Source organism: Mesorhizobium sp. IMUNJ 23033 (assembly GCF_044778005.1).
Lineage (GTDB): Bacteria > Pseudomonadota > Alphaproteobacteria > Rhizobiales > Rhizobiaceae > Mesorhizobium > Mesorhizobium amorphae_A.
Genome location: NZ_JBJACT010000043.1, coordinates 24,958 through 41,009, shown reverse-complemented (window position 1 = coordinate 41,009; position 16,052 = coordinate 24,958). Strand labels below are relative to the sequence as shown.

The following is a 16,052-nucleotide window of genomic DNA, read 5'->3' as shown; positions in this document are numbered from 1 at the left end:
CCGCCTGCGCCGCGCCGCTGTTACCGAGGATCTTGAGGATAACGATATCCTCAAGATCCTGGGCCAAATAGGCGCGGCGCAGGCGGTGCAAGCTCTGCTGAAGAACGCCGACGCGCTGGCGAAGCGGGAGTTCGGCGGCGGCTTCGATGGTGGCATTGTAGAGGCCGACGAGATGTATTTTGGCGGCGTCGACAAGCGAGGCGAAGATGACAAGGCGATTATCTTTGGTGCTATCGAACGTGGTGGCGACGTGGTTACTCAGGTCATTCCCAGCCGCAAGGCTCGCCACATCATGCCAGCCATATTGAAGTGGGTTAAGCAGGGTTCGCGCGTTGCGACCGACGAGCTGCTTTCATATGGCGAATTGGCAGAAAACGGCTACATGCACGGCACCGTGAACCATAGCGCTGGCGAGTACGTGAACGGGCAAGTCCACACCAACAACATCGAAGCTTTCTGGTCGCACGTCAGGCGTTCTATGTGCGGGACTTATGTTTCGGTTTCGAAGAAGTGGTTGCAGACCTACTTTTGGGAGTTCGAGTTCCGCCAGAACCTTCGTCGGGAACCGCACTTGATGATTGACCTTTTGCTGCAATCGTTCCCGCGCCCTGTTGGGAAGTGAGCGGTGGCTTGGTGGCCATCGCCTTTAGGAGGCGGGTGAAGCGGGCGTTTGGGGTGTCGGTCATATCGGGTCCTTGTTGCCGTAACGCTCATTGTACGTGATAGTTGCCGCAAGGGGAAATTGGGGCGGCGTTTTCTACAATGTCTAACCGCAATTGGGTGCAGGCGCTGCGCTTGGCGCTGTTGTTGCGTCGGCATTACCCTACTATTTATTGCCTGGGCCGACCCTGGGTTTCGTTATCCACCCTATCGCCAGATAGGACAGCCACACACCCAAGAGACACGCACCGATGACAGCGAAAGTCAGTCGGTCAAAACCGTGTATTGGGGCTTGTTCACGGCGCAGGATACGTACGCACAATGGATCGCATCCATTGCTGCCATTGGCAGTGTAGGCGTTAGCATTTGGGCCGTTCGGCTTGTCAGAAACACGCTGGTTGTCAATCAACGAGCGACCGCCGCCGCCGAAGATGCCGTGGCCACCACGCGCGAGATGGGCGAACTCCAGACCCGTGCGTATCTCGCCGTCACCGGCGGAATGGTTGTTTACTACGGCAGCAGGGACCCGCAGGTCTTCATAAGGGTACGAAATGCCGGAAACTCGCCGGCCTTCAACGTCACTGCCAATTTCCAGAGAAGTAACGCCATGGTCTTTAATGAAAAGCCGACTGGCGGCCATGTTGAAGGAACCGTAACCGTCTCCCCAATTGCAAAGATCATACAGCCGGATAGCGAGGGCGACTATTTGCTTGGCGCATTTGGGAAAACTGACGATGCTGGCCCCGGAATACGAGGCCCCGGATTCAATGTGGACGGCCTTCTGGAATATCAAACCGTTTTCGACATCAAAACGGGAAACATTGATATGGGCTCGACATTCCTGTTCTTGTTCGGGCCGAGCAGGGCAAAGATCGCAAAGGCAATCCAAGAGGGCAAGGAATTGCGACTTCCTATGCAACTCATGCCGCAGTTCAGTTCCGGCTGGATCGTTGATTACCGCCGCATAAAGCGGTCCGCCCGCGAGAAAGAGCGTCACGAAAATCAGGCTGCCAAGCAGGCATAGCCGCTACAAGGCAAAAGAAGCACGGGCAAGAGGGGCGTCTATGCGGTTTCTATTCGTTGTGCTGTTCATGGTGCTAGCCACCCACGTAAGCGCGCAGGAAGCCCAAGGGGTGACCGCTAAAGCCCCAAGCCAGCAAGAAGGCAAAGACGGGAAGGCATCCGATGCTCAGACCCGCGCCAATGAGCCTCCTATCCCGGTACGCATTATCGAAAGCCCAGATGACACCCAACGTACCAGGGACCGCGAAGCCGCAAGCGACAAGCACGATTCCGATGATTTGAAAGCCCAGCAAAAAGCCGCCGATGCCGCCGATAGAGCTGCTACAGCCACTGAGAGGCAGGTAGTAACGGCATGGTGGCAAGTCGGCGTCGGCATCGCCGGCATTATTGCCATTCTGGTCACTATCGGCTTTACCATCCGCGCCACCAATGCTGCCGTACGGTCCGCTAACCATGCTGACGAATCGGCCCGCGTGGCTGAAAAGGCTTTGCTGGTTTCCGAAAAAATCGCGAACAAACAGTTGCGTGCTTATATTGATGTCGCAGACATTAAGATGGAGGGCGACCTTTTTAGTCCAACGATCTTCATCTCCATCAAGAATTTCGGACAAACGCCGGCTGAAGGCTTTAAGTGTCGCTATGCATTTGACATCGGGTACGATCCTCTCCCGGAACCTGTCTTGGGAAAAATGGCAACCGGCAGACGGGCTCCCGCTTGCACCCGGAAATAGTTGGAACATCCGGTTGGGCTATGATGTCCAGAAGGCCATGAACTCCGAGGGCAGTGGCGGGCCGGTGGCGCGAGTGGTCGGGCAAATTCAGTACCGCGACATTGCCGGAGAAGAACGTGAAACCCACTTCCGGGTCAGGACCGCCGGTCATAGGCTCGGAGAGTACATGAGCATCTTTCCGGAAGATATCGGCAACCACAGTACCTAGCAGGGGGTAGGGTAGCCCGTCATTAGAACCATCGCCACTAGCGCTAACGAACACATTAGCGCACCCTCCGAATCGGAGAGGGCGGCAGGAGTCTTTTCCTAGCAAAATTTTTACATGCTCGAACGGTATACATCCGGTCGCGCGTTCGTGCAGAGGTTGTGCGCGCGGGGCGGCAAGCACATTCAGCCGCGTTAACGTGACATCAACGGATCGCTACCCCTTCATTGTGCTGGACTTGCACCATCTACTCGTTCCCGCTCTCCCGACATACGCTTGCGTTGCCCCTGTTTTCGGGTTTGTCGCGTCCGCGACACGGTGATGTTCGGCCGGCGTGCCGCCGCGCGCTCACTGAAGCCATTGAATAATATGCAGAACAGTTTTTCTGAAGCGCTTCCTGCGCAGTTGGCACGGCTCTTGATGTTCTCGTTGTGCGGCGGCACACGCCGCCGACCCGCATCACCGATTCATCCTCTTATTTGAGATCTAGGAAAGGAGACAACAATGAACGCGGATATGTCAGCTTATGGTGTGACCGAATTAGCTCCGGAAGAAGCATCTGCAATTTCGGGAGGGCTATTCTGGGGAGTAGTTTGGGCAGCTGTTACGCTACTAGCTTTTGTAGCTTCGACTATAGCGGAAGGGGCAGTCCGCTATAAGATTCACGGCTAGAACATAAGTGCGCAAGCTAACTATGCTTCATACTGAACATAGATCAGAAGTTCCCCTTTCTCCTGAAATAGCCTGCTACACCGCAGAGAGCATTCTCTCCCGAAGGTCAGGACGATCTTTGGTCATTTATAAGGTGATTGTGCTCTCTGTGCTGGCGACATTGGTGTCGCTGCCACTCATCACCATAACGGTCTCTGCCCAAAGTGCCGGTATCATTCGCCCCACCGTCGAGAAGACGCCCCTGATCGCGCCCGTCTCCGGACGCGTCTCCCGTATCCTTGTCGTTGAGAACGATCTGGTTGCCCAGGGGCAGGAGATCCTCGCCCTCGATGATGAGGTGGTTGAGGAAAAGCTCAGGGCGCTTACAAGCGATATTCGCGCTAAGAGCGATCTTGCCCGTGACCTCGAAACCCTGATCTCCTCCGCCGGCATACAGGCCAAGGACCCGATCCGCCTCCTGACCGAGCCCGCTACGGCCGAGCGGGCGCATTTTCTCAACCTGCTGCGGGAGAACCAATATGCCCGCAGTAATGCCGCGGCGGAACTCGACCGCGCTAGGCGACTGCTCTCCGCTGCTGCAACGCCCGCGAAGGCCGTTGACGAGAAGGCTTTCGCCCTCCAGACAATTGAGGTGCAGGGCGAGATCCTCGCGCTGCGCAAATCCGCCGAATGGAACCAGCAGCTCTTCGACATTAACCTTCGCCTCAAGGAACTCACGGCCACCTTGCATCAGCTCGAGAACGAACGGGATCTGACCCGCATTCGATCCCCCGTGTCAGGCGCTATCGAGCAATTCTCCGGCCTCACCCCAGGCAGCTACATCCAGGCCGGGCAAACCGTCGCTTGGGTCTCGCCGGACGGCGAACTGGTGGCGGAAATCTATGTCTCCCCCAACGACATCGGCTTCGTGCGGCCGGGCCAGTCGGTGCGGCTCCAAGTGGATGCCTTCAACTACAATCAATGGGGTGTCATTGACGCGACAGTGCTCGACGTGGCGCAGGACTTCACCCTCCACGACAGGAGCCCGGTCTTCAAGGTCCGCTGCGCGCTCTCTCGCAGCCATGTCGCGCTCAAGCACGGGGTCATCGGTAACCTGAAGAAAGGCATGACCGTGCGGGCCCGCTTCCTCCTGGGCGACCGCACTGTCCTGGAACTCCTCTACAATGAGGTCGACGATTGGCTCAATCCGCTCCTGGCGAGCCACTGATCCTTCATTTTCCAAACAGTCAGCGAGCCGCTATGTCGAGCAAGGCCATCAAGTTCAAGCAGCGCGACATCACCGATTGCGGGGCCGCCAGCCTTGCTTCTGTCGCGGCCTTCTATGGCTACAAGCTGCCATTGTCACGCATCCGCCAGTATGCCTCGACCGACCGCTCCGGCACCACCGTGCTGGGTCTCACGGAAGCGGCCCAGAAGCTGGGCTTTATCGCCAAGGGGGTGAAGGGTGGCTTCGACAGCCTATACAAGATCCCCAAGCCCGCCATCGCGCACGTGATCGTGAAGGAGGTCCTGCACCACTTCGTAGTCATCCAGGCGATCGATGCTAGGTGGGTCATCGTCATGGATCCAGCCTATGGCGAAATCCGCAAGCTGCCGCACGAGGAATTCAAGACGCAGTGGACCGGCGTTCTGGTGCTCCTCGTTCCGGCAGACACCTTCAAGCGCCGCGAAGAGACCACCTCACCCCTCGCCCGCTTCGCGCGTCTGCTAGCACCACACAGGGCGGTGATGGCGCAGGCTCTCGCGGGGGCGCTGGTGACGACGATCCTCGGCCTCTCGACGGCCATTTACGTCCAGAAGATCGTCGATCATGTGATCACAGCGGGCAACCGCAACCTGCTCAACCTGATGAGCGTCGCCATGCTGTTGATCCTGGTCGCACAGATCCTGATCAATCTCCTCAGAAACCGGATCGTCCTGCAAACGGGGCAGAAAATCGATGTCCACTTGATCCTCGGCTACTACAATCACATCCTAAGCCTGCCCCAGAAGTTCTTCGACAGCATGCGCATGGGCGAAATCGTGTCCCGCATGAACGACGCGGTGAAGATCAGGAGCTTCCTGAACGACGTCTCGATCAACATGTTCGTCGACGTGCTAATGATACTGTTCTCGCTCGGGCTGATGTTCATTTACTCGTGGAAGATCGCCTTGGTCGTGGCGGTCTCCATCCCATTGTACCTCTTAGTCTATTGGACTATCAACCGGCTGAACAGGAAGCGCCAGCGCGCCATTATGGAGAATGCCGCCGATCTGGAGGCACAACTGGTGGAATCTCTCGCAGCTGTCTCCACGATCAAGACCTCCGGCATGGAGAGCTTCGCCAACTTCAAGGTGGAGACCCGCTTCATCAAGATGCTGCACTCCGTCTACAGCTCCGGCCTCATCTCGATCTTCGGAGACAACGCCTCGAATTTCCTCTCGACCCTATTCACCATCGTGCTGATGTGGTTCGGAACGACGCTTGCCCTCGATCAAACCATCACGCCCGGCGAATTACTGTCCTGCTATACGTTGCTCGGCTATGTCACCCGGCCGGTTGCCAGCCTGATCCAGACCAACCGGATCGTTCAGGATGCTTTTATCGCAGCGGATCGCCTGTTCGAGATCTTCGACCTGGAGCAGGAGACAAGCGGCGGCGGCATTGATGCCACAAAGTCCAACCTTGGTGATATCCGCCTGGAGAACGTCACGTTCCGCTATGGCGCGCAGCCGGAGCTTTTCCAGGACCTCAGCGTCACCTTCCGCCGAGGCGAGATGACAGCCGTGGTGGGCGAAAGCGGCTCGGGCAAGAGCACCCTTGCCGCGCTGCTACAGAATGTCTACCCGCATGAGGGCGGACGCATCAAGATCGGTCCCTTTGCTCTCCAGGATCTCTCAACCGTATCCCTGCGCAAGGTTGTCGCTGCGGTGCCGCAATCGATCGACGTGTTCTCGGGCTCGGTGATCGACAACATCGCCCTTGGCGTCGAGCCGGACATCGAAAAGATCCTCCAAATCTGCGATCAAACAGGGCTGCGGGAGGTAATCGAGCGCTGGCCCGGCGGTGTCCAGACCCATCTGGGCGAGAACGGTGTACGCCTCTCCGGCGGCGAGAAGCAGCGCCTTGCCTTGGCTCGGGCTCTGTATCGGGATCCGGAGATCCTGATCCTCGACGAGGCGACCTCCTCTCTTGACTCGGTCGCCGAGGCGTTTGTCCTGCGGGTGGTTGAGGATCTGCGTCGGGCCGGTAAGACCATCGTCGTCATCGCTCATCGACTCAGCACCATTCGTGGGGCTGACACGATCGTGGTCTTGGACAAGGGGCGGATTGTTGCGGAGGGAAGGCATGCTGATCTGCTGACAGCTGAAGGCGCTTACGCTCGCTTGTGGCGGGCGCAAACCGGATCCAGCTAATCCGAAAAAATTCATGGTGGGTTGGCGGATTTTGTGCAAGCCGTTGAAATGACGTAGGATTTGGTTAGATCCTACCCGCCATGAACGATCTTACGCTGCTGCTGAGCGGTTTGTCATTCGGGGGCGGCAAGTCCGTCGTCGCCCGTTTCGACGGCGGCATGCTGTCGTCCAACAGCGGCGTTCTGGCTCTGGCCGAGGTGGAAAAGCGGGCTGGGGGTGGCGTCTGGCGCGCTGCATCGACGATCCGCGCTGTTCGACCAGACCGCCCACAGCTTGGCCGACATGATCGGCTTTCGCATGAAGATGATCGCCGCCGGCTACCAAGGACGGCAACGACGCCAACCGGCTGCGCTCCGATCCGGTCTTCAAGATGGCCCAGGATGTGCTGCCGTCGGGCCGGGATCTGGCCTCCCAATCGACGATGTCCTGCCCGGCGTGCGGGAGCTCGTCGCCATGGGCGGGCGATGGTTGACCTTTACTGCGCCTCGTTCCGGCAGGTGCCGAAGCGGATCGTGCTCGAGATGCACCTGAGAAGCCCGTGCCCATTCCGATTAAACATCGGGATCTCGTCCCCTCCAAACCTCCGTGCTCGGCAGCTGGTCTGCGCGCGGCTGGTCCGAGGCCGACCAAATGCGTGGCACTCGCCCAATTGCTTCAACCCATGGTACAAATTGATTTCGCGAAGCAATTTATTTTTCGCTCGACACATCTATCGTCAGACACACCGTCAAAAATTCGGGCTTTGATTTCATCGATAATTTCGCAGTTCGGCTTTCTTGCCGTCATAGACGATCGATAGGATCGGTCGACATTTGGTGGGCCGATCAACTGGCTTCTGACAATGCCTCCCCTTGATCTTACTGAGGAAATGTTCTGACTAAGTGCATAGAAAGCGCGCCCGAGGCGCATGTGCTCAATGATCAACACGCCGTCTTGACGGGACGCGAGAACAAAGCGAAAACATTCAAAAGAGAGGTTGGGGAGGCAGCGATTGCCTACGTACATTGCGAATGACCCGGCGGACCTATTTCGTCACGTGAGCGCCGAGAAGGCCGCATTCTACCGCTGCATCATGGACGTCTTCGCAGCGGCCAAGCGGCAATATCGCTTGCAGTTGCGGCCCGACGAAGTGCTTGCGGAAGCCCGATGGCCGAAGAATGGGCCGCCGCGCATTGAGGATGTGAATACGGCGCTCACCCAGCTTACCGAATGGGGCAATCTTGAATCGCATCCCGACACCGCGCGGGTTTCCAGCCTTAGCGACTTCTACCGTGCACGCTTTCTCTATCGACTCTCGCAGGGCGGCGAGGCCGTTGAATCGGCCTTGGCGGTGTTTGTACAGACCTTGCAGCGCCGCGCTGAGCTGCAAACGGTGGCGCTCGAGGACATAGCGAGCCGACTGCAGGCACTTCAGGCGCTGGCCGAAGCAACCGAACCCGACGCGGCCAAGATCCATGAAACACTGCGGGATCTTGTGCGTGTCTTCGAAAGTCTGGCCGAGAACGCGCAGGCGTTCATGGCCGGCGTCGCGCGCAGCATCGAGCTGCAGCAAGCCGATGCAGGGGCGGTCGCAGACTACAAGAAGCGGCTGATCGACTATCTGGAGCGCTTCATGGGTGATCTGGTGCGCCGTTCCGACACCATCGCACGCCTCATCCTGGCTTTGGAGCAGGGCATCGACGCCCTGCTTGGACAGGTGGCCGAGCGCGAATCGCGGGACGCGGCTCCGGGCGGCGCGCAGGATCAGGCCGAGGCGCGGAAAGCCTACCTGCAAGCCTGGCAAGAACGCTGGAAGGGTCTGCGCGGCTGGTTTCTCAGCACCGGCCACGAGCCGCCGCAAGCCGAGCTGTTGCGGGCGCGGGCACGATCGGCCATCCCCCAGCTTCTGGCTGCTATCGCTGCGCTCAACGAGCGCCGCAGCGGCCGCAGCGATCGCTCTGCCGACTTCCGCCTGCTCGCCGGCTGGTTTGCCGCCTGCGCAGACAACGGCGAGGCGCACCGCCTTGCGCGGGCTGCCTTCGCCCTCAATCCGGCGCGGCATTTCTCGCTCAACGCCAACGCGGACGCCGATCTGCCGGCCAGCACCTCCTGGGCCGACGCCGCGCCGCTCAGGATTCACCCGCGTTTGCGCGAATACGGCGAAGCCGCCCCGCGCGGACCGCTGCCGCGCGTGCGAGACCGCGCCGAAGAGCGCGCGTTCCTGGCACTTCAGCTCGCAGAGGAGTCGCTGCAGGTCGAAGCGGCGCGCGAGCGTCTCGCCACCAGCCGCCCGGCGCGGCTTTCGGATCTAGGGAAACTCGACACGCATGCCTTCGGCCTGTTCCTGGCCCTGCTCGGGGAGGCGCTGAGCGAACAGGCCGGGCCGGAAACGCCGGTGGAACGACGCACGGGCGACGGTTTGCTGCACATCCACCTGAAGCCGCTCGCCCCCGACAGTCGCGCCATGATTGAGACGCCGCGTGGTGTCTTTGCCGGGCGCGACCATCTGATCACTATCACACCCTTGCAGGACGGTCGATGAAAGCGGCGAACGGCTCTAACGACAGTCGCGGCATCGGCCTGCTGCAACAGCGCTTCCAGCGCGAGGAGTTTCGCGCGAGCGTGCGCGCCCTTCTGATGACGCCGCTGATGGGGCCGGCGCATGAGGATTTCGCCGGCGTACGCCGTCAGGCCGAAGCATTGCGTGAATGGTTTTCGCGCGAGACGGGCTGGATACTGCAGGTCGAGCGCGAGGGCGCGCGCCTCTACAAGCGGCCCGGAGACCTGGCCGACGCCATGCGCGGCATTCCCGGCTACGATCGGCGCCGCTACGTGCTGCTTTGCCTCGCCTGCGCGGTGCTCGAACGCGCGGATCCGCAGATCACCTTGCGCCTGCTGGGAGAGAGGCTGCTTGAACTCGCCGCCGAGCCGACGCTCGACTTCACCTTCACGCTCGAGGCACAACACGAGCGGCGCGAACTCGTGTCGGTGTGCCGCACATTACTGGGCCTCGGGGTACTGCACCGCGTCGCCGGCGACGAAGAAACATTCGTGCGTGCCGGAGGCGATCAGGCGGATGCGCTCTACGACGTGCAGCGCCGCACGCTTGCCGGCATGCTGGCAGCGGTGCGTGGCCCGTCCACCTGGGCGGCGCAAGAAGCTCCCGTCACGCTTAAAGAGCGGCTGCGCGCCCTAATCGAAGAACATGTGGCGGACAGCGAAGAGGGGCGGCGCACGGCGCTACGCCACCAGCTCGCGCGCCGGCTTCTCGACGATCCGGTGGTCTATGTCGAGACGCTGGACACGGAAGCCCGAGCCTACTTCTTCAACCAGCGCGGCGCGATGGCGGCCCGCCTGTGCGAGGCCGCCGGCCTGGTGGCCGAGCAGCGCGCTGAAGGGCTGGCGCTGGTGGATGAAGCCGGTGTGCTGACCGATGTGGCCATGCCGGCCGAGGGCACCGACGCCCATGTAACGCTGCTGGTCGCCGAACACCTAGCCACCGGCCAAAGGCAGGGCCGGGCCGATGGGGCCGGCACGGCGCAGGCCGCCGGCATGCGGGAGCACGACATTGCCGACTTCCTGCATGAGGCCAAGGGCCGGTATGGCCGCTACTGGCGCAAATCGGCGCGAGAGCCCGGCGCCGAGCGCGAGCTCGCCGCCATTGCGATCGATCGATTGGAAAAGCTGCAACTTGTCGTGCGGATGGCTGGCGTCGTACAGCCGCTGCCGGCGCTCGCGCGCTTCGCGCTGGGCGAGGCTGAAATCCGTGAAACCCGCAGTGCCTCGACCAAGGCATCCGGACCTCTGTTCGAACCGACGGGAACGACTGCTTGAACCTGTTCGCCTTGCCTCCGGAAAAACCCGCCTTGCCGATGCCGACTCGGCAGCGCTGGCAACCGCTGCGCTTGGGCCTGGTGGAGCTCTTCCGCTACGACAGTGAAGAATTCTGGTTCCGCGACGGCCATCTGCTGCTACGCGGCAACAACGGCACGGGCAAGTCCAAGGTGTTGTCGCTGACGCTGCCGCTGCTGCTCGACGCGCAACTCAAGTCTTCCCGCATCGAGCCCGATGGGGACGGCAGCAAGAAGATGGCCTGGAACCTGCTGATGAACAGCTACGACCGGCGCATCGGCTATGCGTGGATCGAGTTCGGCCGCATCGCAGAGGACGGCACGCCACGTTTTCTCTCGCTTGGCGCTGGCCTTTCAGCGACGGTGGCTCGTCCGCAGGTCGACAGTTGGTTCTTCCTGCTGGAAGATGCCGACGACGCGCCGCGCATCAATCAGGATCTGTGGCTGACGAGCGCGCAGCGGGTGGTGCTGACCAAGGAACGCCTGCGCGACGCGCTCGATGGCCGCGGCCAGGTGTTCGACACCGCGGCCGGCTACCGCCGTGCCGTCGACGAGCGCCTGTTCCACCTGGGCGCCAAGCGCTACGACGCGTTGATGGACACGCTCATCCAGCTTCGCCAACCGCAGCTTTCCAGAAAGCCGGACGAAACCGCGCTGTCGAATGCACTGACCGAAGCCCTACCGCCGCTGGCGCCCGAATTGCTCGGCGACGTCGCCGAAGCGCTCGGACAGTTGGAGGAAGATCGTCGTCAACTCGACGAGTATCAGGCGCTGGCCAAGGCCGTTGGCCGTTTCGAGGAGCGTTATCGCGTCTATGCCGGTACGCAGACTCGCCGGCAGGCGCGCTTGCTGCGCCAGGCCCAGACGGAGTTCGACAACGCCAGCCGGGCACGAGGCGAGGCCCAGGTTCGGTTCGACGAGGCACAAAGGCAAGAAGCGCTGGCCCGGACCGCTCACGATGATGCCGAGATCGCGCTGGCGCGCAGTCGTGCGCGGCTCGATACCTTGCGCTCCGACCCGACGATGCAGGACGCCAATCGCCTCGAAAACGCCGAGAAGGAGACGGCGGGGCGACGGCAGGCGATGCAGAGGGCCACGATGGCCGTCGCTGAGGCAGGACGTCGGCTGGAGATCAGCACCGAGGAAGCCGGACGCGCAATCCAGCGCGCGGACCAGGCCGAACGCGCATTGGCCGATCTGCGACTGGAAAGCGCCACGCACGCCGATGCGGCGGGCATCGCCGGCCAGCACGCCGGAAATCTCCTCGCCACATCGGACGCTTCCGCGCTGATCGAGCTGACGCAGCATGCCTTCGACAGGGCCTGCGCCGAGCTCCGCAACCTCGTTGTCGGCCGGCGTGAGCAGATTGCCCTGTTGCGTCGTCGCCACGGCGAAGTCGCGCAGGTCGAGGCCGCCTATGCGCGGCGCCGCGAAATCCAAGACGAACGGCGGATCGAAGCTGAAGCGGCCGCCGAAAGTCGGACCCAAGCCGACACTAAGGTCGAACAGCAAGGCCGGGAGCTGGTGGAGAGTTGGGACCGCTATTTTATTGGCCTAAGGCAATTGCTGATCGATTCCGACGGCAGATCCGCGGCATTGACGGCCCTGGCGGAATGGACAACGACGCTCCAAGGCGACAACCCCACGCACCAGCTCCTGCAAGCGGCATATCAAGGAGCCAGCCTCTTCCTGACTGAGCGTCGCGTAGCGCTCGACGGCCAACGGCAGGCGTTGGAGCTGGAATACGAGATCCTGAAAGACGAACGCGGACGCCTGGAAGCTGGCGACGAAATTGCACCGCCCCTGCCCTACACGCGCGACGCCTCTGTCCGGGACGAACGTCAGGGGGCGCCGCTCTGGCAAGTGGTCGATTTTCGTGGTGCGGTGGCTGCCCCGCAACGCGCCGGCCTCGAAGCCGCGCTCGAAGCCGCCGGGTTGCTCGACGCCTGGATAGCGCCTGACGGACGACTCCAAGCCAGTGATGGTGGTACCCTACCTTACGATACGCAGGCTGTGGAACGACAGAAGCACTCTCCATCGCTCGTGGACTGGCTGGAAGCCACCGTGCCGGCCGGCTGCATCGTACCAGCCGATATCATCGGGCGCGTGCTGTCTGGCATCGCCTGCGCGGACGACGATCCGATCGACAGCGAGGCCTGGATCGCCCCCGACGGCCGCTTCCGCCTCGGCGCGCTGTCCGGTCGGTGGGGCAAGCCGGCGGCGGTTTATATCGGCCACGCGGCCCGCGCCGCAGCCCGAATGCGGCGGTTGGCTGAGATTGCTGGACGTCTGACGCAACTCTCTATCGAATTGACGGCGGTGCGAGCCAAGGCGGAGCAGCTCGCGCTGGATCGGGACCAGGCCGACGAAGAGTGGCGCCTTGCGCCCGCCGACGAGGTGTTGCGAGGCGCCCATATAGCCGCCACCGCCAGCGCCAAAGCCGCGCGTCTCGCCAGCGAAAAGCTGGCCGAAGCAGATACACGATGTCGCGAGGCCGAACAGGCGCTCAAGGCAATGCGCGAACAGCTTGCTGGGGATGCCATTGACCTGCGCCTACCCGAAATACCCGAAGCGCTACCTGGCGTCCAAGCAGCGCTGGATCATTATCGCGATGCGCACGTCCGGCTCGAACAAGTGGCCCACGAGGTCCGTCTGGCACTGCCCGAGCGGCAGCGTCAGCGTGCCTGCGAGAGTGAGGCACGCAACGATGTATGGCAGCGCGAAGAGGAACTCGCGACAGCCCGCGTTGAAGCGGAAGACGCCTCTGCTCGGCTGGAAGTGCTGCGCGAAACGGTCGGCGCCAAGGTCGAGGAATTGCAGCGGCAGCTGATCGATGCGCGCCGTGTGGTCGAAACCGGTGAAGCCGAGCTGAAGCTCGCCGGCGAAGCCTGGCGCAAGGCAGGTGAGGCGCGTGCGGTTGCCGGCCAGCAGGCCGAGACGGCGAACCTCGTCCTTCAGCAGCGCGGCGAGGCCCGCGCCCAGGCGATCTCCAGACTGCAGCAGTTCGCGGTCACGGGCCTGCTGTCGGCCGCCCTGCCGCATATTGAACTGCCGGACATGGGCGTTCAGTGGACGATCGACCCGGCGTTGACACTGGCCCGTCGCGCTGAACAGGAGCTGTCCGGCCTCAGTGACGACGAGGAGGCATGGGCGCGCGTGCAGCGGCAGATAGCCGAAGAACTAACCGATCTGCAGCGCGCGCTCGCCGCGCTCGGCCACCAGGCCCAGGCCGACCCCAGCGATTGGGGTTTCAGGGTGGATATCGTCTATCAGAACCGGCGCGAACGGCCGGACCGCCTTGCCATGCGCCTCGCTGAAGAGATCGCCCAGCGCAGCGAACTGCTTACCGCGAACGAACGGGCTGTTCTGGAGAACCATCTGCAGGCCGAAATCGCCGCAGAAATCCAGCGCCTGTTGCAGGGCGCCGAACGCCAAGTCGACGCCATCAACGGCGAGTTGCACAAGCGCCCTACCTCCACCGGCGTGCGCTATCGCCTGTTGTGGCAGCCGCTGTCCGAAGAGGAAGGGTCGCCGGTGGGCCTCGACGTGGCGCGCAAGCACCTGCTTAACACCAGCGCGGACCTTTGGTCGTCAGACGACCGGAGCGTCGTCGGCGCGATGCTGCAGCAGCGCATTTCCGCCGAGCGGGAGCGCGCTGATTCCAGCGGTGGAAAAGACAGCGGCGGTACCCTGCTCGACCAGCTCGCCCGCGCCCTGGATTATCGCCATTGGCACCGCTTCCGCGTCGAACGCTGGCAGGAGGGACATTGGCGTAAGCTTTCCGGACCCGCCTCGAGCGGCGAGCGGGCGCTCGGTCTGACGGTGCCGCTGTTTGCCGCGGTCGCCAGCTTCTATGGCCAGAGCAGCCACGCCCTGGCACCGCGGTTGATGCTGCTCGACGAAGCATTCGCCGGCATCGATGACACAGCACGCGCGCATTGCATGGGGCTGATCCGAGAGTTCGATCTGGACTTCGTCATCACCAGCGAGCGCGAGTGGGCTTGTTATGCTGAACTGCCTGGTGTCGCCATCTGTCAGTTGCAACGGCGCGAAGGTATCGACGCCGTGTTCGTGTCGCGATGGACTTGGGACGGAGGGGAGAGGAAGCTAGAGGCCGATCCCAACCGTCGATTTGCGCCGGGATGAGCGACCAAGTCGATCCGCGTCTTCAACGCCTGCTCGGCGGCGAGCATCTCGCCCCGCTGCGCAAGCGACTGCGCCAACGCTTCGAGCGCGCGCCGCTCGGCGGCACTGTCGATCATATTCGCGTCGCCGGGCTCAGCGCGGAAGAACACGCGAAACTGGCCTCGCTGCTCGGCCGCCCCCAGCGCCGCTCCAAGTCCCTACAGATTGACGTCCACCGCGTCGATGTCGACCTGCTGCGCTCCGGCATCGCAACGTCCCTGCGCGACGCGTTGGAAAAGCTCGACGGCCCCATCCTTCATCTCGCCGGGATGCGCCTCCATCTGCAAACAGTGTGGTCCGGTGTAATCGATGGTTGCAGGCATTCCGGCTTGGCCAGCTTGCTCCTGACACCGGAGGGCATCGGCCTGCTCAAGCGGCTCGCTCGGCAGGATGCGATCGCTGCAGCGGAGCTTTGCCGACGCGCCGAAGAGGTGCTGCGGCATCTACCGGCAAAAGGCATTACGCGTTCGCAATTGGCCGCGGACGTTCTGGGCGATGCCCATGCGCTCGACAACGGCCGCGGGGTCGCGACACTTGTGCTGGCGGTCTGTCGCCAGACCGCCACGCCCGCTCCTGACCTGACCGCACCCGTTACCGACGAAGATGGCAAGACGATGCGGAAATCGAGAGACGACGTCGATCTGAACCCGGCCGGCGGTGCGGAGCGAGCACGCGAGACGTGGGCCAGAGCAGGGGTTCTGGTCAACGAGCTGGCACGCCCTGCCCTGTCCCTGAACCTGCCGACAAGCGGGACCGGAAGCGATCGTTGGCCTCTGGGAGAGCCAGCCTATGCATCGCTGCGATCGCTGCTGCGCTCGCCGCCCCGGTGGGATGCGACGGGCCGTGACGTCTATGTGTGCGAAAATCCCAACCTGCTCGCCATCGCCGCTGACCGATGGGGGGCTGGCTGCGCGCCGCTAGTCTGCACCGATGGTATGCCAGCGGCTGCGCAACGATGCCTTCTGGCCCAACTCGCGCAGGCGGGCGCGCGGCTCTACTATCACGGCGACTTTGACTGGCCCGGATTACACATCGGCAACCACCTCATGCGCGAACATGGTGCAGAGCCCTGGCGCTTTGGCGCCGGCGACTATATTGCCGCCGTGCGAACAGCGCCGAGCGTGGCCCACCCGCTTGGAGGAAAGGCGGTCGAAGCATCATGGGACGCAGCGCTGACGCTGGCCATGCTTCAGCACCGCGTGGCCATCGCCGAGGAGGCGCTGGCCGCCTCGTTGTTGCAGGATCTCGATGATCGATAAAGCTGCCTTCTTCGCACGGCCGCGCAATTCTTCGCAAAAGGTTGAGAATGCAGCTTTGCCGACGCGCGCCAACGTCTCGCGGGAGATCGGC

The 16,052-nt window shown here is 62.3% G+C and carries 10 protein-coding genes and 1 pseudogene; all 11 read left to right on the top strand.

Going from position 1 to position 16,052, the window contains the following annotated elements:
• Positions 1 to 622: IS1595 family transposase (locus ACFX5Q_RS31545; RefSeq protein WP_404284106.1), on the top strand; the 622-nt coding region annotated here is incomplete at its 5' end.
• 330 nt (positions 623 to 952) lie between these two features.
• Complete coding sequence (locus tag ACFX5Q_RS31540) at positions 953 to 1,684, top strand: hypothetical protein (protein WP_404284104.1); 732 nt, start codon at positions 953 to 955, stop codon at positions 1,682 to 1,684.
• Positions 1,685 to 1,724: 40 nt separating this feature from the next.
• Positions 1,725 to 2,414, top strand: coding sequence for a hypothetical protein (locus tag ACFX5Q_RS31535; RefSeq protein WP_404284103.1), 690 nt, complete (start codon positions 1,725 to 1,727; stop codon positions 2,412 to 2,414).
• 13 nt (positions 2,415 to 2,427) lie between these two features.
• On the top strand, positions 2,428 to 2,622 hold the full coding sequence (locus ACFX5Q_RS31530) for a hypothetical protein (protein ID WP_404284102.1): 195 nt from the start codon (positions 2,428 to 2,430) through the stop codon (positions 2,620 to 2,622).
• 787 nt (positions 2,623 to 3,409) lie between these two features.
• Positions 3,410 to 4,498 (top strand): HlyD family secretion protein, encoded by a 1,089-nt coding sequence (locus ACFX5Q_RS31525; protein WP_404284100.1) that lies wholly within the window; start codon positions 3,410 to 3,412, stop codon positions 4,496 to 4,498.
• A 32-nt stretch (positions 4,499 to 4,530) separates the two neighbouring features.
• Entirely contained in the window at positions 4,531 to 6,687 is a 2,157-nt protein-coding gene (locus ACFX5Q_RS31520) for a peptidase domain-containing ABC transporter (protein ID WP_404284098.1), read from the top strand.
• A gap of 80 nt (positions 6,688 to 6,767) precedes the next feature.
• Positions 6,768 to 7,211, top strand: a pseudogene (locus ACFX5Q_RS31515) (transposase); the annotation flags it as partial.
• Positions 7,212 to 7,723: 512 nt separating this feature from the next.
• Positions 7,724 to 9,208, top strand: coding sequence for a TIGR02677 family protein (locus ACFX5Q_RS31510; protein ID WP_404284097.1), 1,485 nt, complete (start codon positions 7,724 to 7,726; stop codon positions 9,206 to 9,208).
• On the top strand, positions 9,205 to 10,500 hold the full coding sequence (locus ACFX5Q_RS31505; protein ID WP_404284096.1) for a TIGR02678 family protein: 1,296 nt from the start codon (positions 9,205 to 9,207) through the stop codon (positions 10,498 to 10,500). Before ACFX5Q_RS31510 ends, ACFX5Q_RS31505 begins: the two co-directional genes overlap by 4 nt.
• Complete coding sequence (locus ACFX5Q_RS31500) at positions 10,497 to 14,663, top strand: TIGR02680 family protein (RefSeq protein ID WP_404284094.1); 4,167 nt, start codon at positions 10,497 to 10,499, stop codon at positions 14,661 to 14,663. The genes ACFX5Q_RS31505 and ACFX5Q_RS31500 overlap by 4 nt, the downstream gene beginning before the upstream one ends.
• A complete protein-coding gene (locus ACFX5Q_RS31495; RefSeq protein WP_404284093.1) occupies positions 14,660 to 15,961 on the top strand; it encodes a TIGR02679 family protein in 1,302 nt (433 codons plus the stop codon). The genes ACFX5Q_RS31500 and ACFX5Q_RS31495 overlap by 4 nt, the downstream gene beginning before the upstream one ends.
• The last annotated feature ends 91 nt before the right edge of the window (positions 15,962 to 16,052 follow it).

What these genes read in the sequence shown, in the direction of transcription:
- ACFX5Q_RS31535 (WP_404284103.1), top strand. Translation starts at nt 1,725, where the DNA reads ATGCGGTTTCTATTCGTTGTGCTGTTCATGGTGCTAGCCACCCACGTA.
- ACFX5Q_RS31520 (WP_404284098.1), top strand. Translation starts at nt 4,531, where the DNA reads ATGTCGAGCAAGGCCATCAAGTTCAAGCAGCGCGACATCACCGATTGC.
- ACFX5Q_RS31505 (WP_404284096.1), top strand. Translation starts at nt 9,205, where the DNA reads ATGAAAGCGGCGAACGGCTCTAACGACAGTCGCGGCATCGGCCTGCTG.
- ACFX5Q_RS31495 (WP_404284093.1), top strand. Translation starts at nt 14,660, where the DNA reads ATGAGCGACCAAGTCGATCCGCGTCTTCAACGCCTGCTCGGCGGCGAG.